13 protein-coding genes and 1 pseudogene are annotated in these 20532 nt (G+C 59.3%); 6 read left to right on the forward strand and 8 right to left on the reverse strand.

Annotated features, from left to right (window positions below; genetic code table 11):
* Positions 1-12 precede the first annotated feature (12 nt).
* Positions 13-1671, forward strand: coding sequence for a sensor histidine kinase (locus tag AC57B1_RS01150; protein ID WP_408345218.1), 1659 nt, complete (start codon positions 13-15; stop codon positions 1669-1671).
* A gap of 94 nt (positions 1672-1765) precedes the next feature.
* Here the strand turns inward: AC57B1_RS01150 and AC57B1_RS01155 are convergent, their stop codons facing one another.
* From AC57B1_RS01155 to AC57B1_RS01170, 4 genes are all read right to left on the reverse strand, one after another.
* A complete protein-coding gene (locus tag AC57B1_RS01155) occupies positions 1766-2203 on the reverse strand; it encodes a response regulator (protein ID WP_408345375.1) in 438 nt (145 codons plus the stop codon).
* Between the two features lie 10 nt (positions 2204-2213).
* Positions 2214-4589, reverse strand: a complete 2376-nt coding sequence (locus tag AC57B1_RS01160; protein ID WP_496416315.1) for an ATP-binding protein — start codon at positions 4587-4589, stop codon at positions 2214-2216.
* Between the two features lie 74 nt (positions 4590-4663).
* Entirely contained in the window at positions 4664-5764 is a 1101-nt protein-coding gene (locus AC57B1_RS01165) for an extracellular catalytic domain type 1 short-chain-length polyhydroxyalkanoate depolymerase (protein WP_496416316.1), read from the reverse strand.
* 90 nt (positions 5765-5854) lie between these two features.
* Positions 5855-6280, reverse strand: a complete 426-nt coding sequence (locus tag AC57B1_RS01170) for a CopG family transcriptional regulator (protein ID WP_408345227.1) — start codon at positions 6278-6280, stop codon at positions 5855-5857.
* A gap of 617 nt (positions 6281-6897) precedes the next feature.
* On the opposite strand from AC57B1_RS01170, the pseudogene AC57B1_RS01175 reads away from it, so the two are divergent.
* The 3 genes and pseudogenes from AC57B1_RS01175 to AC57B1_RS01185 all read left to right on the forward strand — a co-directional run.
* A pseudogene (locus AC57B1_RS01175) lies at positions 6898-7059 on the forward strand (IS30 family transposase); the annotation flags it as partial.
* 582 nt (positions 7060-7641) lie between these two features.
* Positions 7642-8160, forward strand: coding sequence for an arsenate reductase ArsC (locus AC57B1_RS01180; protein ID WP_496416351.1), 519 nt, complete (start codon positions 7642-7644; stop codon positions 8158-8160).
* A gap of 37 nt (positions 8161-8197) precedes the next feature.
* Positions 8198-11407: a sensor domain-containing protein gene (locus tag AC57B1_RS01185; RefSeq protein WP_496416317.1), complete on the forward strand. Its 3210-nt coding sequence runs from the start codon at positions 8198-8200 to the stop codon at positions 11405-11407.
* A 175-nt stretch (positions 11408-11582) separates the two neighbouring features.
* Here AC57B1_RS01185 and AC57B1_RS01190 read toward each other — a convergent pair whose 3' ends face one another.
* Both AC57B1_RS01190 and AC57B1_RS01195 read right to left on the reverse strand, forming a co-directional pair.
* A complete protein-coding gene (locus AC57B1_RS01190) occupies positions 11583-12239 on the reverse strand; it encodes a hypothetical protein (protein ID WP_496416318.1) in 657 nt (218 codons plus the stop codon).
* Positions 12240-12262: 23 nt separating this feature from the next.
* A complete protein-coding gene (locus AC57B1_RS01195) occupies positions 12263-14269 on the reverse strand; it encodes an alkaline phosphatase family protein (protein ID WP_496416319.1) in 2007 nt (668 codons plus the stop codon).
* Between the two features lie 658 nt (positions 14270-14927).
* Between AC57B1_RS01195 and AC57B1_RS01200 the strand changes: the two genes are divergently transcribed.
* Positions 14928-15452 (forward strand): arsenate reductase ArsC, encoded by a 525-nt coding sequence (locus AC57B1_RS01200; RefSeq protein WP_496416320.1) that lies wholly within the window; start codon positions 14928-14930, stop codon positions 15450-15452.
* A gap of 197 nt (positions 15453-15649) precedes the next feature.
* A complete protein-coding gene (locus AC57B1_RS01205; protein WP_496416321.1) occupies positions 15650-17875 on the forward strand; it encodes a phospholipase C/P1 nuclease family protein in 2226 nt (741 codons plus the stop codon).
* A 217-nt stretch (positions 17876-18092) separates the two neighbouring features.
* Here AC57B1_RS01205 and pstS (AC57B1_RS01210) read toward each other — a convergent pair whose 3' ends face one another.
* The gene (gene pstS / locus AC57B1_RS01210; RefSeq protein WP_496416322.1) at positions 18093-19124 is read right to left on the reverse strand and encodes a phosphate ABC transporter substrate-binding protein PstS; all 1032 of its coding nucleotides are present in this window, start codon (positions 19122-19124) and stop codon (positions 18093-18095) included.
* Positions 19125-19271: 147 nt separating this feature from the next.
* The gene (gene pstS / locus AC57B1_RS01215; protein WP_496416352.1) at positions 19272-20297 is read right to left on the reverse strand and encodes a phosphate ABC transporter substrate-binding protein PstS; all 1026 of its coding nucleotides are present in this window, start codon (positions 20295-20297) and stop codon (positions 19272-19274) included.
* Positions 20298-20532 lie beyond the last annotated feature (235 nt).

Consider the following 20532-nt stretch of genomic DNA (forward strand, 5'->3'; position numbering starts at 1 on the left):
CGGAACACGCCTATGGATAGCCGCCACCAGGATTCCTCCTCGCCGTCTCACCAGTTCGACGCAGCGGTCGCATTCGAGGCGCTGCCCGATGCCTATCTGATTCTCAACCATCGGTACGAAATTCTGCTCGCCAACGCGCGCTATCTCGACCTGACGGGGCAGTCGTTGAGCGATCTGCAAGGTAAATCGATTCTCGACGTGAATCAGTTCGGACCGGCAGAACAGCGGGAAGCGCGGCGCGCATGGCTGATCGGCGCATTGCGCGATCTGTCGCCGGGCGACTCGAAATGGTCGCCGCTGTTTCGCTACGAGATGCCCGAGCACCGTGACGCCAAGCCCAATGGTGAGGCAGCAGGCGAGCAACGGGTGCCGCGCTACTGGAAAATCAAGGCGAGCCTGCTGGGAGCGCGTCATGGGCCAGGCGGCACGATCGCGCTGCGCGTGAGCGAAGTGACCGAGCGGGTCTCCGATTATGAACGCGATCAGCGCGAACGCGCGAAGCTGCGCTCGCAAGCGCAACTGCGGCAGCTCCTCGCCGATGAAGCCAAAGCGCAATTGCGCGAGCATCAGGAGCGCTTTCAGATTGCCATGGCGTTTTCGCAACTGGGCGCATGGGAGCTCGATCCGGTAACCGGCGCGATCGAATGCACCGATCAATGCAAGTCGAACCTGGGTCTGGATTCGAACGCGTTGCTCACTGAGCAGCGCCTGTTCGGCGAAGTCGTGCATCCCGAAGACCGCAGCCGGTTGCGCGACGCGATGAATCATGCGCTGGCGGCTCACGACCATTTCGAAGTCGACTTCCGCATTGGCTGGGCGAGCGGCGCGGTCCGCTGGATTCTGGTGCGCGGTGTCGGACGGTTCCTGCCGGATGGCACGTTGAGCACCGTCATTGGCTTCACGCTCGACATCACGTCGCGCAAGGAGGCGGAGCTCGAGCAACGCGAGATCGCCGCGTCCGAGAAACGCGCGCGTGAACACAGTGAGCGCCTTGCCATGGCAATGGATCATTTCGTTACCACGGTCAGCCACGAACTGCGTTCACCGCTCTCGGCCATCATGTCATGGACCGACCTGTTGCAGCGCGCGGCCGATCCTTCGCATCTCGCGCGCGCCACCGGCGTGATCAGCCGCAACGCACGGCAGCTCTCGCATATGGTGGACGATCTGCTCGATAGCGGCGCGATCGTGACCGGAAAACTGTCGGTCAATTTGCAGCCCGTCGATCTCGGCGCGCTGGCCGGGATTGTCGTCGAAGATATGCGCATGCATGCCGAAGCCAAGGGCCTGCGGCTGATCGCGGACGATCTGACCTCGGCCATGGTGCTCGCCGACGAAGGCCGGATGAAACAGGTGGTCTGGAATCTCGTGTCGAATGCGGTGAAGTTCACCGCGCAAGGCACGATCGAACTCTCGGTTCGGGCGGACGGCGAGCGCGTCGAACTCGCGGTGCGCGATACGGGACTCGGTCTGGATGGGGAGTCGCTGGAGCGGATATTCGACCGCTTCCAGCAATTCGGCGCTGACGGGTCGGGACGCGTGGCGGGTCTAGGGTTGGGACTGTGGCTCGTCAAGAACCTGGTGGACCTGCACGGCGGCACGATCACCGCTGAGAGCCCAGGCTTGGGGCAGGGCGCGACGTTCCGCGTCAGGTTGCCGGCATACCGCTAGGCGGCTCAGTTTCGCGCGGTGTGCCCGGCTTTGCTATTTGGGCTTTCCACGCCGGCAAGCGCCGGCGCTTCGATGAAGTCGCCCGGCGCGTTGGTCAACGTGGGTATGGTGGCGGCTCGTTCAGCACAGCCCAGAACATGCCGAGGTCGTTGATGGCGGCCATGAAGTCGTCGAACGCGACCGGCTTTACCACGTAGGCATTCACGCCCAGATCGTAGCTGCGCAACAAGTCGCTTTCTTCCCGCGACGAAGTCAGCATCACCACCGGAATACGCTTGAGGTTTTCATCGCTGCGCACGGCCTTCAGGACTTCGTGACCGTCGATTTTCGGCAGCTTCTTGTCGAGCAGAATCACGGCGGGATTGTCTTCCGAGCGATTCGCCCATTGCCCTTCGCGGCGCAAATATTGCAGCGCTTCCTCGCCGTCGCGCAGCGACACGACCGGATTCGCGAGGCGGGTTTTCTCCAGCGCGATCAGCGTGAGTTCCACGTCGTTCGGATTGTCTTCAACCAGCAGGATCGGTCTTAGCACGCTCTGTCCTTCATTTCGGTTCATCTTTCGACTCTTTCGGCACGGGGCGAAAGCGCTTGCCCGGTGACAATGCAGTCAGCCGTGCCACTGCCGCCGCCGCGGACTCTTCGCCCTGGCTTGCGTCGGCAATGAATACATGAGGCAGCGAGAAATACACGGCCGCGCCTTTGTCGATCTCGCCGGTCGCCCAGGCTTTACCGCCGTGCCGCTCGACAATGCGTTTAACGCCAGCAAGCCCGATGCCCGTGCCGTCGAATTCTTCAATGCGATGCAGCCGCTGGAACACGCCGAACAGTTTGTCGACGTAGCGTATGTCGAAACCGACGCCGTTGTCTTTGACGAAAAAGACGTCCTGGCCAGCCAGTTCGCCTTCACCCGCATAGCGGCCAATTTCGATTTCCGCGTGTTCGCGGGTCGCCGTGAATTTTACCGCGTTCTCGATCAGGTTCCGAAGCACCACGTGCATCAGCATGGCGTCCGCGTTGACGTGACCCAGTGGGCCGACGCGCCATGCAATGTTGCGCGAGGGCGCATCTTTGACTTCGTCGGCGATCAGAGCGTCGGTCATGACTTGCAGATCGACCGATTGCGGACGCAGCGCCGCGCGCCCCATCTGCGAAAAAGCCAGCAGATCGTCGACCAGTTTGCCGCCGAAGCGCGCTGACGAAATGATTCGCTCGACGAAATGACTGCCACGCTCCGACAGACGCTCGCTTTCCATTTCGCGCAGCAGATCGGCGAACCCGACGATATGCCGCAGCGGGGCGCGCAAATCGTGCGACACCGTGTACGAGAAGCCTTCGAGTTCCTTGTTGGCGCGCCCGAGTTCGAGCGCCAGTTGCGCGAGTTCTTCCGCGCGACGCAGCACGATGCCGAGCAGCGCGGTGCGGAATTCGACGGCGATTTCGAGTTCGGCAGGACGCCAGGCAAGTGAGCGTCCGCGCACGGTATCGGTCCAGACGTCGAAGCTCTGGCGTGGCGAGAGCGAGGCGGACAAGCCCGCCAGCTTCGCGCGCGGATCGCCCGCCCATTTGATCGTCTGAACGACTTCTTCGCGAAACCACAGCACGTAGTTGCGAAACAGCTTCGAAATCGACACGGCGAGCAGGCCCGCGTAGTGCGGATTGGCCGGCAGGACGGGGCAGGCCGTGGCAAGCGAGTCGGTGTCGAAGGTGTCGTCCACTCGCGTGTCGAGCCACTCGACGAGCTTCGCGACTTCCGGCTCGGAAGGCGTGGTGCCGACCAGCAGCACGCGCCCGTCGAAGACGATCGCCGCGCCGTCCGATGCGGTCAGCCCGAGCAGATCCTTCGGGTCGTTGGCGAGCGCGTCCGTGAAGCTGTCCGTGTTGGCCATCGCGGCCAGCAGGCGCGCGAGCGTGCGACGCAGTTCGAGCCGGTATTGGGCTTGCGCGTGTTCCTCTTTCGCTTCGATCTGCAGCGACAGGATCTGCGCGATATGCTCGCACGCGGTGCGCACCTCGAAGGGCGGCACACGCGCGCTGTCGTGATGGCAGGAGATCAGCCCCCACAGTTTGCCGCGCACCACGATCGACATCGACATGGACGACAGCGTGCCCATGTTCTTCATGTATTGCACGTGTACCGGCGAGACGCTGCGCAGCGACGCGTAGGTCAGATCGGTCGGTTTGCCTGTCGAGGGATGCAGCGGCGGGACCAGCGGCGAGGGCCGATAGTCGGCGTCGGCGATCAGGCGAATGCGGTTGCGCACATAGAGCGCGCGCGCTTGCGCAGGGATGTCCGAGCCAGGAAAGTGCTGGTCCGCGTAGGAGGCGTAGCCCGGTTCGACGTGCTCGGCGATCACTTGGCCGCTGCCCGTGCTGTCGAAGTTGTAGACCAGCGTGCGGCCGTAACCGGTGATGCGCTGGACTTCGTCGGCGGCGAGTTGCGCGAGGCCCTCGACGGTTTGCACTTCCTCGAGACGGTTGATGAAGGTGCGCACCAGCGGGTACATCGACGAGAACACGTCGAGCGTGCCGCGCGCGGGCTCCAGCTCGACGATCGCGATGCCCTGGTGACGATGCACGATGACTGCGAACGGCGTGGCGCGCGCGCCGTTGGCATTGGCGCGCGGATCGCTCATCGAGCCGATATAAAGCGGGATGCCGTCTTCCTGATGCGTGGCCAGCGCCTCGACGATGAGCGCTGCCCATTCGTCGCCGACGATCCGCGCAATCGGCTGGCCTGGCGCTTGCTCGGCGGGCGAGCCCGTCAATGTTGCGACGTTGGCGCTGACTTGCAGCAGCGTGCCGTCGGCCGCGATGCTGAACAGAAAGCCGTGCGGCTGGATGCCGCCTGGAATGTGGATGGGTTCTCTCGCGCAGTCGGCTTCGACTGTCGAAGACGCGGAAGATGTGAGGTCTGCCATGCGTGCTCCACGAACGGTACGCTGCATTTTCGCATAGCAGGCGTGCGTTCGTGGTTCGCTGCTAACAGCGTGACTCAATCGCGGCGCGGATGGGCGAGAAAGAATTTCAGCATTTCATCGGCGGCATCGGGGCCCGACGGGTCCGTGTACGAACCGCGCTGACTGCCTCCGGACCATGCGTGACCCGCGCCGTGAATCGACCAGTACTCCGCTTCCACGCCGTTCGCCGCGACATGCCGTTGTCGCGTGTAGGTGCGCTGGCTGCTCGCCGCGCCGGATTGCGCGCTGACGGTGGTGGTGCCGGCGTCGAAGGAGGCCACGATCTCGGCCGCATTCGACGGATGCACCGTCGCGTCCGCATCGCCATGAAACACGATGAGCGGACGTTGCGGTGCGCCGCGCGCCCGATTGCGTTGCGTCTTGCCGCCTTTCATCGCGCCGAGCGCCGAGGGCAAGTCCTTCGCGCTGCCGTAGGGGAGACCCGAATGCACGCCCGCCGCCGCATAGAGATCGGGCGAAGTCTTCAGCATGATGTCCGCCATCGCACCGCCTGCCGAGAGACCTGCCACATACACGCGCGCCGGATCCACGCGATAGCGGCCCATCACCTCGCGCGTGATGCCGGCGATCAGCGACGGCTCGCCCTGATCGCGCTGCTGATCGGTGGGCTTGAACCAGTTCCAGCATTTCGAGTGATTGGCCGTGTGGGTCTGATTGGGATACACGACGATGAAGCCATGACGCTCGGCCATTTCGTTCATGCGCGTGCCGGCGGCGAAGTCGTCGGCGTTCTGCGTGCAGCCGTGCAGCATGACGATCAGGGGCAACGGTTCACCGTTGTAGACAGCCGGCACATAGAGCTTGTATTGGCGTTGTCCGGCCGCGTTGCTGAACGTATGCGTGCTGAAGGTGCCTGGCGTGTCGGCGTCGAATGCCGGTGCGGCAGGGGCGTGCGGAACGGGGCTCGCTTGCGTTTGCGCCTGCGTCCACGCTTGCGTCCATTCGTTCACGTTAGGCGGCGTGTACGGGGCTTGCGCGTGGTCCGCATGGGCCTGATTCGCGTTGTTGCCCGAGAGCGCGCGCTGAACTGCCGCGGTGGCTTCCTGCGGGCCCTTCGTGCGCAATAGCTCGAAGGCGTCTTTCATTGATTTCAGGAAATCTTCGTTCATCTTCATGATGGTTTGCATTGACCTGTGTGGGGCGTGAAAGAGCAAGGCGACCGATGGGTCACTGCGTCAGTCACGGTCATGAGTCGAGTGTCGTGCCTAGCTGATGCGGCCGGCAAGCGCCGCCTTGACCGCGGGCGATGCGTGAAAGGCGCCGAGCACCACCACCGATGCAATCGTGGCCGCCGCGAGTTCGGGCGGCACATCGGCTGCGATGCTGGCGAGGCCGAGCACATGAATGTCGAGTTGTTCGTGCGCGGCTTGCGCCGCTTCGAGATCCTGCCGGGAGAAGTGTTGCAGCCCGAGCACGAGCGCACGTCGCGTCACCGTTTCCGAGACCACCTGCGCATGGATGGCGAGCTGGTTGCGAATCGCCGTGCGGATCAGATCGGTGCGGTTCGAGTAAAAGCCTTCTTCGACCAGAAGATCGATCTGGCCGAGGTCGATCGGCCCCAGGTTGATGGTGATTTTTTCGGTCTCGCCGCCTTTGGGGCGGGAGGTGTCGATGAGGCTGAGTTTAGGCATTTTTACTCCGGGAGGCATCTTGAGGCCATCCATTTAACATCCAGTGGGATGGTTATACGCCTTTTGGCCAGAGGGGGTCAATGAGAATAAAGGGGGGTCGTTCGGGGGATGGCGCTGAGTGAGTGAATGCGCGCGGCGCGTTTTGTAGCGCCGAGCGAGATTGCGGGAGGGAGTGATTTAGGGGCCGATTGCTGCTGCTTGTGCAGAATCGGCCGTTCCGACAGTGGCGCGCGTGTTTGAATGGCGCGCGGCGGGCGCTACCGGTGCGCTCGAAACTGGCACCGGTTGGGTGATGCGGTCTTTAAGGTGTGTTGAACGAAACGGCGGAGTCTGACAGAGACTTTTACATCAAAACAATATCGTACTGTTTTGGTTAGAATGAAAATATCTATAAATATCAATTGGTTGTAGGCGAAAAAGCGCATAAAAAACGCGCCAGCTACCCATCTAGCTACCAATCGGGGCCGGGTATCAAGGATAAAAGGCCCGCACGGAACACTCCGGCGGGCCTCGATAACTGCTCCAGCTTAGAACCGGGTCAGTCGTTCTCGTCCTCGTCATCGGTGAGCCGCTCATGGTGGTAGGGCATTAGCACTGCGGCCGCCTCGATCCGCNTGCCGAAGGGCACTGACCTCTCGATCTACAGTCAGGACGAACTCGACGCCATCGCCGACAGCCTCAACAGCCGACCTCGCGCTACCCATGCATTTCATTCGCCATTCGAGGTCTTCGAACGTATGCTTGCAACCGCGTCGATAACCTCAGCTTCCATTCATTAGCCCCCTGTTGCGCTTCACTCTTGAAACCGCCCAGTCAATCCTCACCCCGGCCATTGATCCCGGTGTTGCGCTTCGCTCTTGAAACCGCCGTGCCATTGTTCATAAAACATTCACTAAATAAACCGCGCATGACGCCGTAATCAAGTCGCCCCCATGCGATATACATAAGGTGTGTTTTCGGTAGGCAGTACCCTGCAAGTTCGGGTCTTGGCCGGGTCGGTTCTGGTAGGTCCGCAATGCGCAATCTCAATGCCATACGGCAACTTGTTCTGGTCACTCCCGCAGCGGCCCTTGCCGGTGCCGCGAGCGAGCAGGATGCAGGCATTGACGAGCCAACGCCGCAGTGACGTAGATGGACCAGACGAAGACCGCAACGTTTGCTCAGAACGGTGTTGAGGCGGCGAGTGCCCTCGAAACTCAGGCGCAACACCTATGCAATGTGGGAATTCCCATTCTGACAGGAGCGCATCCAGGATGCGACAAGAGACTCCAATCGATGCCCGAAGCGTATGCAATATCCCCAGTGGAAATGAACCCACGCTGACACAGGCCACCGGCTTCGGTGCAGACGAGGCGGCGGACGTGCCCGATAGATATAAGGTATTGTTCCTCTGCAAGGAGAACTCGGCCCGAAGCATCATGGCAGAGGCGCTTCTTCGCGAACTCGCTGGCGACCGCTTCGAAGTATTCAGCGCTGGGTCTGAGCCCGCAGCCGAGATTCACTTGCTCACCATCGCTCAACTACGCCCCGGCATATCCGACATCCATCTGTTGAGCCCTAAGAGCTGGCTGGAATTTACCGGTGCGTGGGCTCCGCGACTGGACCTGGTTATTGCCCTGTCCGACTCCGTCGCGGAATATCACGCGCCAGCGTTTCCCGGCGCGCCCGAGTTCGGCGATTGGCGCTTCGCCGACCCGCTTGCCGAAGGCATGACTGACGAAGAGCGAGAACGCTCATTTGAGCGGGTCTTCTGGCAAATCCTCCGCCGCGTCGGGCTCTTCGCTGCCTTGCCGCGATATTTGAAACGCCCCTCTGACCAGAGACTGAACAATGGACGCTGCCCGTCACAAATCGACTTCCATCCGTCAGCGAGTCGTTGAGGGCGCAGCCAATGGTCAGCGTCGCTGGAGATGACTTATGTTCAAAATGAACGCCAACCGCGCGCAAAGCTCGGGGGCGCAGGGCAATTTGGGCGCGCGGAGCCGCGGACTTTCAGAAACCGCGCGGAGAACACTGCTTTCCATCCTGGCGGTCTGTCTGATTCTCGCGGCAATTGCCGCGAACACCATTCTCGCACTTCGCCAAACTGAGGAGCAGGACAGTGCCTTGCAGGCGCTGCAAACGTCCAGCAGATTGAAGCGGGACCTCGACCAGCTCCAGCAGATGATGCTCGATGAGCACGGCGAACTCTATACCCTCATTAGCACAAAGCCCTTCTACAGACGTTCTGCATACATCTTCCCATTGCGCGAATTGCTTGAACTGACCAACGATGTCCGCGATGCATGCAAGCGAAGAGCGACCTGCCTGTCACAACTCGACGACCTTGACGGTATGCTACAGCTGCTCGGAGAGCGAAGCGATGCACTATCCCAACGGGCCATGCAGCATCCCGGCAGTGTCGGGCTAGGCGACGCCGGATTGAGCGAAATCGACGCCTATTTCTACAGCGTTCTCGAACATGTAGTGGAAGTCAGAATGCAGGCTGACGCGGCTACTGATACAGCGGTAAGCAAGTCATCACGAGACGCCAGGTCGGCCTCAACCGCACTGCTACTCTGTGGACTGACAGCTGCTGTCTTATTGCTCGCGTTGATTTACCGGAACTCGCGCATAGCGGCTGAATTACGTTTGACGCTTCGCCAGGCCGACCAGGCGAGAGCGAAATATCAACGATTCTTCGATGAACATCCGCTGCCGATTTGGGTCTTCGACGATGAGTCGTTAGAAATTATCGCATCCAACCGCGCGGCCCAGCGCACGTTCGGCTACTCGGAGGCCGAATTGCTGGGTATGTCGTTGGGGGATGTCCGCCCTGACGAAGAGCGCGTCCGGTTTAACGAGGCGATGGCACAACGCCACGATGACGACGGCGACATAACCCGTTCGGTGGGCGTCTGGACTTACAGAACTAAAGATGGTGAACGCCTATCGATGGATGTTCATCACCTGAGTCTGGAAACAGAAGGCCATAGGGTGACCCTCTCGGTCATGGTCGACGTCACTCTCATGACGGTCGCACAAGCTGAACTTTTCAAATCGAAGCAAACGCTCGAGTACGTTCTCGACCATGTACCTCAGGGGATTGCCTGGAAAGATGCCAACCATCGCTATGTCGGTGGTAACGAGGTTTACGCGCGGGATGCTGGGCTCAAATCGCGACACGCCTTGATTGGGCTGAGCGACCGTGACCTTCGATGGGGTGACGACCCCGATGCGGTGATTGCCGAAGATGCGCGGGTCATGGCCGGTGAGCTGACATGGAAGCACCTGGAGCGTGCGGCTATAGCCGTTGACGGGTCAGAAGTCTGGATTTCAGAAACCAAGCTGCCCTTGGAAGACCAGAGTGGAGCGGTTATTGGTGTGCTCAGAGCCTATGAGAACATCACGAAACGCCGGCACGCCGAGGTCGCGTTGCGTTTGCAAAGTAGAGCCCTCGAGGCAAGCATTAACGGCATCATCATTGCGGAAGTTCGCGCTGGCCGGCACGTCATCATGTTCGTCAACGAGGCGTTTGAACGCATCACCGGCTACGGGCAGGCTGACGTTCTGAATGCTGACTGTGACGACCTTTTCCGCCTGAATGGAGAACCAGATAAATGGGGCGCCGTCCGGCGTGCCCTGAATGACGATACGGAGGCGAATGCGACCCTGCTCTGTACGAGGAAGGATGGGAAGCGCTTCTGGAACAACATCCTGGTCGCTCCGGTTCGAGACGAAGTTGGGACGGTAACGCACCACATAGGCGTGATGAGTGACGTTTCGGCGCTCGTCGAATATCAGCAGCGTCTGGAACACCAGGCGCGATATGACTCGTTGACTGAACTGCCTAACCGGACCCTGCTGGACGAGCGACTTGCGGAATCGATTGCGCGAGCGACCGCCACTGAAGGAAGCGTGTCAGTGCTCTTCCTTGACCTCGACCGATTCAAAGAGGTCAACGATTCCCTTGGGCATCGCGTCGGCGATGCACTGCTTGCACGCGTTGCCAAACGCCTGCAACGGCTCGTGCGCGCAACCGACCTCGTGGCGCGCTACGGCGGTGACGAATTCATTATCGTCGCGGAGCGCTCAAGTGCAGAGCAACTGATACCTATGCTCGACAGACTCGTTGCCGCCATGTCTGAACCATTCAATATGGGCATTCAGGAGTTATACGTCGAGGCCAGTATTGGAGTCAGCACCTTCCCCCAGGACGGACCGGACGCGGACACCTTGATTCGCAATGCTGATGCGGCCATGTACCTTGCAAAAGCACACGGGCGTAACGGCTACAAGTTCTATCGTGCTGAACTGAACGCTGCAGCGGCCGAGAAATTGCAACTTTCGACGCAGCTGAGGCGAGCGGTCAAGACGCAGGCGCTGCAACTGGCGTATCAACCTCAGGTAGACATGCTGACAGGACGCATATTCGGTGCCGAAGCGTTGCTGCGCTGGAACGACCCCGAGTTGGGAGTGGTCTCGCCAGCGACTTTCATTCCGATTGCGGAAGAGAGCGGGTTGATTCAGGTCATCGGGGAATGGGTGCTCCGCACAGCCTGCCAGCAAGCGAAATCCTGGCTCGACCAGGGCTTGCCGCCAATTCGGATTTCGGTGAACGTTTCTCCATTGCAACTGGAGCGTTCAGATTTAGTGACGGTCGTGAAGAAAGTGCTGCAAGATTCGCAACTGGCCGCCCATTATCTTGAGCTTGAAGTCACGGAAGGTGCGCTCATGCGCAACGCCGACGACGCAGCACGGACTCTCCGGGAACTGCGAAGCTTAGGCGTGAAAATCGCCATTGATGACTTCGGTACCGGATATTCGAGCCTAAGTTATCTGAAACGCTTCAGCGTCGACCGAATCAAGATTGACCGTGCATTTGTTCGGGAAATCGGAATTGACGAAGAATACGAAGCGCTGACACTCGCCGTGATTGGCATCGCTAAGGCACTGAAATTCGACGTGCTGGCTGAAGGCGTTGAACTCGACGTCCATAAGCGCTTCCTGATAGGCCACGGTTGCACCGAAGCCCAAGGCTTCCTCTACAGCCCAGCCGTGAGCGGCGGACAGTTCGCGGAGATGCTACGCAAATCGGATGAGGCACTTAAGCTGCATTCTACTGATGTAGTGGAAACTACGCAGTAAGCGTCAGCCTGGTAGCGTCGGTGCCGACCGCGTTTAACGTAGTTTATCGCCCGAGTCGCCTGACCAAACTGAGGTCCTCACTCTGCGCCGTCCCGCTGAACGGTCGAACCGTTACGCAACGAACTCAGATAAGAGCCTTATATAAGACTCTTGGAATCTGTGGCGCATATCCTCTTCAGTCCGCACTGGGCGCCAGCTCCTCGTTGGCATCAAAACGGATGTAGTCGCGGGGGTTAAAGGCGACATCCGCGTCGCGCACATTATCGTCAACGGTCACGACTCGCCATGCCTCTCGCCAGGCTCCATCCCTTGACTTCAGAGTTTCTGCGAGCGGGAGGCCGACCCCGTGAGACCAGCAAATCTGCGCCTCTCCATTCTGTTGTTGCAGGAGGTACCAGTCGCACCTCATCCCTGCCTGTTGGTCAGCGGGGCGGGACAATCTGGAAAGCCGGTAAATGCCGCCAGGTTGTTTTATCGCGTGAGCAAGTTGATTCCAGTCATAGAAGACGCCCAGCCGGTTGAGGTTGCTACGGTCGACTTCGTAGAAGAGCTTGCGTGCATGGTCGACCACTTCATAGCGTGGCTCCATGTCGGGGTTGCCGGGCTGCGCTATCTTCGTTGCGTACACCGACAGGCGTTCGTCCGTGTCACGTCTCACGGCGCTTTCGCCTTCGCGCCATACTTCTACGCGATGCGCGTTGGCGTGTTCGTCAAACCAGACTGCGACAAAGTGTTGATGTTCCGGCGGTGTCGCATTGCTGAATACGCTGGCCCAGGTCAGCGAGGGTGGAGCGCTAACCGCGGCGAGAACGGGAAAGCCAATTGCGGCCACCAGTGACGCGAGCCAAAGCCGCCTCATTGCCGCACCGCCTCAGCGGAATCGAAATAGGTATAGGTCTTGCCGCTGACCGTCAGTCGCCTGGTCTTCAGGAGGACCTTGTAGCGGGTCTTTGTTGCGTCGACATCGGTACCGTTCGGATTCGTGGGCAATGCCATCCGGATGCCCTGCGCTTCCCGCGCCGACTCGACCGTTACTTGCGCAACGTTGTATGCCTCCGCATGTTGCGCATCTCTGGTCGTCAGTGCCTCGAGCAGCGGGCGGCCATCTGCCTGGGGGAGCGGCAGGCTCATCAAAGTCGCGACCGTCGGTGCTACGTCCACGTTGCCGGTGGGCAATCTGTCGGTCATGCCCCGTGCGAAATCAGGGCCGCTTGCCACAAGGGTGTTGTGCACATCCGTTGTCCCGAAGGAACCATGCATGCCCCGGTTGATTTGCATGCTCTCGAATTCGATGCCCGGCATGCCGGCAATCGATACCTTGTCGTCGGACACATAGCTTGCGACGATATCGGGTCCGCGCCCCGCGTTTTCTACCTTGATTGTAGATAAAGGAACGGTGCCTGGCACGTCGCCGTAGCGCGACGACACAAAGACCGCACCGATTTCCTCACGACTCTGGAGAAACCTTGCAGCGCTTCTGACGGTCGTCGCGTCATGGTCCGGCACGTACACGTAATCGCTGCCGCCATTCGCGGCAATGACTAGCGCCCGGGGCGGGAGGGTAGCCGGCACCTTGAAGCTGCCCGTCGTGTACTTCGCGTTGGGCGTGCCGCAGACAGCACCTGTCGCGTCGTTCTGAGTCGGGTACACCGCAGTGCCGTCCGCCTTGATACCTGAGAGTGTCGGGCTCAGGATGCAGCCGCTGCCGTCATACGCAGTAAAGCCCGCGCGCGTAAAGAGGTCGGCTAGACGTACGTCGCCGGATATGGAGTACCCGTTGTCCGGGTCAACTTGCCCCGGCCTGCCGGCTACGATGCTTCGCAGAGGAAACAGCGCCGAGGGCCCCGAAACGCTGCTGTGCCCGTGGTCGCTCATGACAATGAGGTTCGTCGTCTTATCGAGGCCGAGGGCTTTGAGCTTACCTTGCAGTTGTCCGAGAAGGATGTCCTGCTGCTTCAGCGCGTCATGATAGTTAGCGGTACCAGGCCCGTATGGGTGCTCCGTGCTATCAGGATTGCGGAACCAGACCAACGAGAGGTCCGGCTTGCGATTGGGCAGAATATAGTTGAGGTACACACTCATCATGTACGCGTTGGCCGGCGCGGGTGGCGAGCCTGTCCTGTCGGTCGGGTCGGCAGTGACCTTGTCTGCCATTTTCACGGTTGCTCTAGCGGCAGTCGGGTCGCCGTTGTTGCTTGCAAGTTTGACCGTCCCGGGCGCGTACGCGAGCGGCGTCGTCTTTGGCAGGGCAAAACCCGCTGATTGCAGTTCTGCCACGAGCGATGCGGGGAATACAGTCTTCTCGTCAAGTATTACGCCACCTCGCTTGCGGTCCTGCAGGAAAGCGGGTCCGGACTTTCCAATAGCCGCTGTCTTAAGTCCGGCCGCTTGCGCTGCCTCGAACAGTGTGCTGACGGATAGCAACTGACCGTTGTAATACGCGTCCAGGTCCTGTAACACACCGTAGTCTTCAGTGAAAACCGGCTGAGTGAAATCCACCGAGGCACCTGCGCTGCTTGTTCCCTTTGGTCCTTCCTGCCAGAGCCAATTGCCATAGAAACCCGTGGTTTGCGGGAAGCTACCCGTGGCGATGCTTGCGGCGTTCATCATGGTGAACGTCGGATAGGTCGAGTGGTTGTCGGCGAAGTTGACGCCGGCTTGACGCAACGCGTAAAGGTTAGGCGTGTCTTCCTGGGTAATGGAATCGGGGCGCAGGCCGTCCCATACAAAGATAATCGTCCTATTGTGCGGATTCGCGCCACTGGTCATCGGCAGCGATGCGCAGCCGGCGAGCAGCAGACCTGATACGGCCGCGACGGCGACGAGTCGGTGCACGCTCCAGTGACTCTGTTTGTTTTGCATCTCAGGCCTCGACCTTTTCCGGTTTAAATCGCCATTGGATTACATCGATGGAGTGTGTCAGTTCCGTGACGGCGGATGCGACCGCCAGGAACCACAAGCTGACTCGATGCCGCGCTAGTGGGGGAGGCCTATGAGGGGTTGCTCGGGGTGTTCGCCGTCCGAATCGGTGCTACGCGGATACCGCGCATTGAATTCTGAGTGCATTCGTCTGAGCAAAGCGATATAGCCGTGCCCAAGATTGCTTGGAAGCAGTCGGCTTGCTGCCATGTTGGTTTCATCCCACAACAGTTCGAAGCTCTTGCATGCGTCGGTGAATGAAAGCCGACTGGCCAAAAGCGCCTTGAAGTCTGCTGCGATAAGGCCCACGGACCGGTACCGTGCCGGTCGAACAATTACCTTCAATGTCATATCTTGCAATCGGAAAGTGAAGCCACGTCTTGAGGACTGGTAGCAGGAATTTAGAACGGGATTTGCCCCAAGGCTGGGACGTCCATTGCTTAAAGGCGCGAGGCCGCCGCTGTCTTGCTGCTGTCGGGCCAGCATCGGTGGGAATGTTGGGGAGAAAAAAGGTCGCCACAGAAGACTTGTCACGGATACGCAAAACCTCGCGGGCACAATTGTCGCAAAACTTATTCGCCAGAATATGACGGGGGCTTCCATGGTTCAAAAATACAACGTACTGTTTTTGTGTCGTGCAAATTCCGCACGTAGCATCATTGCCGAAGCATTGCTGCGTGAAATTGGGGGCGACCGGTTCAATGCGTTCAGCGCGGGTATTGAGCCGGCTGCTGATGTGCATCCGTTGGCGCTTGAGCAACTGCGCCCAACGATTACTGCGGTGGGCAAGCTACGGCCGAAAAGCTGGGAGCAGTTTGTCGGCTCCTCTGCGCCGGAATTGGACATGGTTGTTGCGATGGGTGATGAAGCTGGGGAGATGCATGCGGCAGGGTTCTCCGGTAACCCGACTTTCTGTCGGTGGAACTTTGCTGACCCGCTTGCGGAATCGGCAAGCGAAGATGAGCAACGGCGCCTGTTTGAGAAGGTCTTCCGCCAGATATTGCGTCGCATCAGCCTGTTCGTGGCGCTTCCCCTGCATTCGATGAAATCAGCGGAACGCCGGGCCGTGGTTAATGCTATGGACGACCATGCACCGCCATCCAACGCTCCTGATAACAACGCCTGAACAGTCAAAGGCTGGCTGAGTAACCAGTTGTCTAGCCGGAGGATATTAGCGGGGGCCGCTGCAGTTACGCTGAGCGTTCGTGAAGCTGTCACATCGACCGTACACCCTTGTGTAAGAGCGCGCGAAGCTGACTGTTTCGTGTCCGGCGATGCGCACCTTAAACGGCCACTCCCGGTCAAACACGGCAAGGTGATGAGATGAGCCCACTGTTCGCGCAGCAGAACTTCCAGAGTCTCTCATTGAAGGATTTGCTCGAGGCCCGAGACTTGTATCATTGGCATCTGTCCAACAAAGCGAATGTTGTGGGCACTGCGGTTGGCCTCTACCTGATTCGGAAAGACGACGCTTGGCCCAGTGACCACGCAGCATCCGGCGATACCAGTTCGCCTAGCGGAAAGGGCATTCGCACATTCGATAACTCCGAGGTGCGTCCGTATTCATGGCCTGCGGTCATTGTGCTTGTACGGGACTGGGTGGATGCGACAGAGTTTGGTCATGGCAAGCTCGACCCAGACCACATGGTGCCGCGCACGCTTTATATGCCGGATGGTCGCGCGATTCCTGTGTGTGTGGTCGCGGTGCAGGAGACCGAACCGTCGAAGGCTGCTCCGGCCGATATACGTTGGCCCTCGACTTATATTGGTGGCGGATGCCCGCTCCTTGCGGACGCACAGGGTGTCGAGCGCACAGCAAGTGTGGGATGTCTCGTCACCGATGGTCATACAACATATGCGCTCACGAATCGCCACGTTTGTGGCGAGCCGGGAAGTCTTGTGAAAGCACGACTGCGTGGCGCGGTCGATGAAGTTGGCATAGCGTCCGAGCGACAACTGACGCGAGAGCCGTTCACTTCGGCCTTTCCTGAATTTCCCGGAAACCGCAGTTACCTCACGCTCGACATCGGCCTCGTCGAAGTCCACGACGTTAACGATTGGTCGAGCCAGCCATTTGGCGTCGAAGGGCGAATTGATGAAATCGCGGACCTTAATGAACTGAGCCTGAGCCTTCAGTTTATCGACCAGCCTGTGACTGCATTCGGCAGCGCTTCCGGATTGCTCGATGGAGCCATTAAAGCCCTCTTCTATCGACACAAATCGCTGGCAGGCTACGACTATGTTTCACAGTTCCTCATTGCACCGGCAGTGGGCTCGGCGCAAACCCAGGCTGGCGACTCGGGCACGGTGTGGTATCTGAAGTCGGGTGATAAAGAAAACGCCACGTTGCATCCGCTGGCGGTCGAATGGGGCGGCCAGTCGCTGCTTGAAGCCGACCGGCGCCTGAACTATGCGCTGGCGACAGGGCTAAGCACTGCGTGTCAGTTACTTGATGTCGACCTCGTTCGCGACCACAACACCGGTGCAAATCCATTTTGGGGACAGACAGGTCATTACAGCATCGCGACCGCTGCAATTGAGTCAGTGGAAAAAGGTCCGTTGCAGGACTTCCTGAAGGCGAATATTGAGCGCATCAGTTTTCGGCCGAATGAACTGACGCCAGCGCAGATTCGCGAGAAGCTGGCTAACGGCGAATTCGTCGAGCTCGCTGATGTACCCGACCTTGTATGGAAGAAGACGCCAGACCGCGTGCCGGGCGGTCGGGACTATGTGCAGAACGCAGGTCCCGAGCATCCGAATCACTACGCTGACATTGACAAGCCCGATGCGGACGGCAAGACCCTGCGCGATGCGACATTGAGCAGTATCGAAAACATGAGTGTCGCGGTATGGTCGAAGTGGTATGCGGATGAAGGAGAAACGGACAGCAGGTCAGAGGGTTTGTTGCCGTTCCGGGTGTGGCAGATATTCGATGAAATGGTCCACCAGTTGAAAGCGCGGGACGATACGAAATTTCTGTGTGCCGTCGGCGTCCTCGCTCACTATGTAGGCGATGCGTGTCAACCGCTTCACGGGTCATATCACTCCGATGGATATCGGGACGCTCCCGGCGCGACATCGAAGAAGTGGCCAGGTAAGGGCGTTCATTCAACCTATGAAGACAAGATGGTCGACAGGCATTCGACGGACCTGCTGGCGCAAATACTTCCTCAAGCCAGGGAATTCAACGGTTCGATTCCCGCTATCTCGGATGGGAGAGACGCAGCATTTGCCACAGTAACGCTGATGGGGAAGGCTGCTGACATTCTTCCTCCGAGGAAGCTCATTGACGAGTACATTCGCCTCGGCGGCGGCAGTTCAGCGAGCGTTGTCGACGGACTGTGGGAAGCCTTCGGAACTGATACCGCACAGCTGATGGGAGCTGGCGCTCGGTACCTTGCTGCGATGTGGGAGGCCGCATTCGCACAGGCAGATACATCATTGCCGGCGGGAGCTCGCGTGATATCGGAAGCGGAATTGGCCAAAGTGTATCAGGACAAGGAATTTGTGTCCTCTATGACATTGGATAAGATTGCGTCGTTACTTTGAGTGACGTGGAGTCCGATACGTTGCATAAAGCTCCATATCGCGAGAAATCTATGCGACGAGCGCCGACCTTGAAATATTAGACCGGCGCTCACCGATGAGACGCGCCACGACAGCACGGTGCGGCAGTACAGAAGGACCTTGCGTTCTGCCGAAGCCATCCAGGGCAAAGCATGACTCTGTGAGGGGAACATGTCTCCCGGCTCCGTATTCGTCAGTATCATTCAGTCACTGGCTTGCCAGACGCATCTTTCACCTTCGAGCGCCATTGCGTGCGAATCTCCGTTGTTACAGAATCGGGGAGCGTGATGTAGTCAAGGTCCTGTGCAGCCTGATTACCGTTTTTGAAGGCCCAATCAAAGAACTTCAGTGTTTCCTTCCCGTGGTCAGGCTTGTCTTGCGCTGTATGCAGCAGCACAAATGTTGCCCCGACGACGGGCCACGCGTCTTTGCCGGGTTCGTTTGTGAGAATCTGGTAGAAAGTCTTTGACCAGTCGGCACCGGCGGCTGCAGCCTTGAAGGTTTCCGTCTTTGGCTGAACTATGGTGCCCGCAGCATTCTTCATGGCGGTGTATGCCATCTTGTTCTGTTTTGCATATGCCCATTCGACGTAGCCGATGGCACCGGGCAATCGTTGGACAAACGCGGCGACCCCATCATTGCCTTTGCCTCCGGTTCCGGTCGGCCAGTTTACTGTCGCGCCTTCGCCAATCTTCTGTTTCCATTCCGGATTGACTTGTGCGAGATAGTGGGTCCAGATAAAGCTGGTCCCCGAGCCATCGGCGCGCCGAACCACGGCGATATCCGCGTCCGGTAGTTTGACACCCGGATTCAATGCCCCGATAGCCGGGTCGTTCCACTTTTTGATTTTTCCAAGGTAGATGTCGCCAAGCACCGGGCCTGACAATGTCAGCTCACCAGGCTTCACGCCCGGGACATTAGCGACTGGTACCACGCCGCCGACCACAGTCGGAAATTGGAACAAGCCGTCCTTTGCCAGTTCGTCGTCCTTCAAAGGTGCGTCGGAACCTGCAAAGTCTACTGTTTTGGCGATGACCTGCTTCAAGCCGCCCGACGACCCGATACCTTGATAGTTGACCTTCCCACCACCGGACTTCTGGTAGGCATCGGCCCACTTTGTATAGATTGGTGCAGCGAAGGTGCTGCCGGCCCCGGTGATGTCGGTAGCGAGAGCGGGGGCGCCGGAAAGCGCGCCGCTTAAACAGGCAACTGCAATAAATGCGGGTTTCATGAGCGATGTCTCTGAAAGATTTGTAGGGACGCTCGACCGAAGCTAAGCTCACTCAATGTCAAATTAGTGACCACTCCAGCCGGACTGTGTCTGGCCAGTTTGTTGCTTGCCGCTGGCGCCTTCGACCTCAACGACCGCGCGCTCAGACTACGGTATGGCGACCGGTCTGCCAAAAACGTCCTTTACCTTGGCTCGCCATTCGGAGCGGATTTCGGTCACAGCAGATTCCGGTAGGGGAATGTAGTCCAGGTCCTCGGCGGCCCGGTTGCCGTTCGTGAATGCCCAGTCGAAAAACTTCAACGTTTCCTCGCCATGGTCGACCTTACCTTGCGTCACGTGCAGCAGCACAAAGGTGGCGCCCATCACCGGCCATGCATCCCTACCGGGTTCGTTCGTCAGAATCTGGTAGAACGTTTTGGACCAGTCGGCGCCGGCAGCGGCAGCCCTGAACGTTGCCGCCCCGGGCTCGACCACGGCGCCGGAGGCATTCTTCATGGCCGTATACGCCATGTGATTCTGCTTGGTGAAGTCCCAGGCGACGTAGCCTATCGCGCCAGGTAGACGTTGTACGTATGTGGCTACGCCTTCATTACCCCGGCCACCGATTCCATGCGGCCACCGCACGGTCGCTCCTTCACCAACCCTGCTCTTCCACTCATGATTGACCTGCGACAGATAGTGCGTCCAGATAAGGCTCGTGCCAGACCCATCTGCTCGACGGACTACGGCAATGGCGGTGTCTGGCAGCTTCAACGCCGGATTCAATGCGGCGATGGCGGGGTCATCCCAGTTGATGATTTTGCCGAGGTAGATATCGCCGAGCACAGGGCCAGACAACGTCAACTCTCCCGGTTTAATCCCCGGAAGATTGACGACCGGTACGACGCCGCCTATGACGGTCGGGAACTGCAATAAGCCATGCTTCTGCAATTCGTCGTCAGATAGCGGCGCGTCCGACCCTGCGAAGTCGACTTCTTTTGCCATGATTTGTTTTAGACCTTCCGAGGAGCCGACGCCATGGAAGGTGACCGTGCCTCCGCCCGACTTCTGGTAGGCGCTCGCCCATTTCGTGTAGATGGGTTCCGCGAACGTGCTGCCCGCACCAGTTATGTCTGTAGCCCTTGCGGCGAGGGTAAAGAGCAAGCCGGCAACGCCAGCAATTAAAGTCGACATCGGGCTCACTGACACCTCGCTTCAATGGAAGTCGGAATTGTTTGAGCAAGACATGCGGGTTGGCTAAGGCGTGTCAGTCATCAAAACTATTGCGTCCGCACCTTCCCTGCCCCGCGGGAGGTCCGCTGGATGCTGCACTGCGCGGCTACCGCCTGAGTCGATGGAGGCGGGTTAAAACCCATTACAGGACGGTGACGCCGACTATGCAAATTGAAACGGCCTATCGCCGGTCACT

The sequence above is a fragment of the Paraburkholderia sp. BGA-UO-ETr-F21 genome (assembly GCF_059567925.1).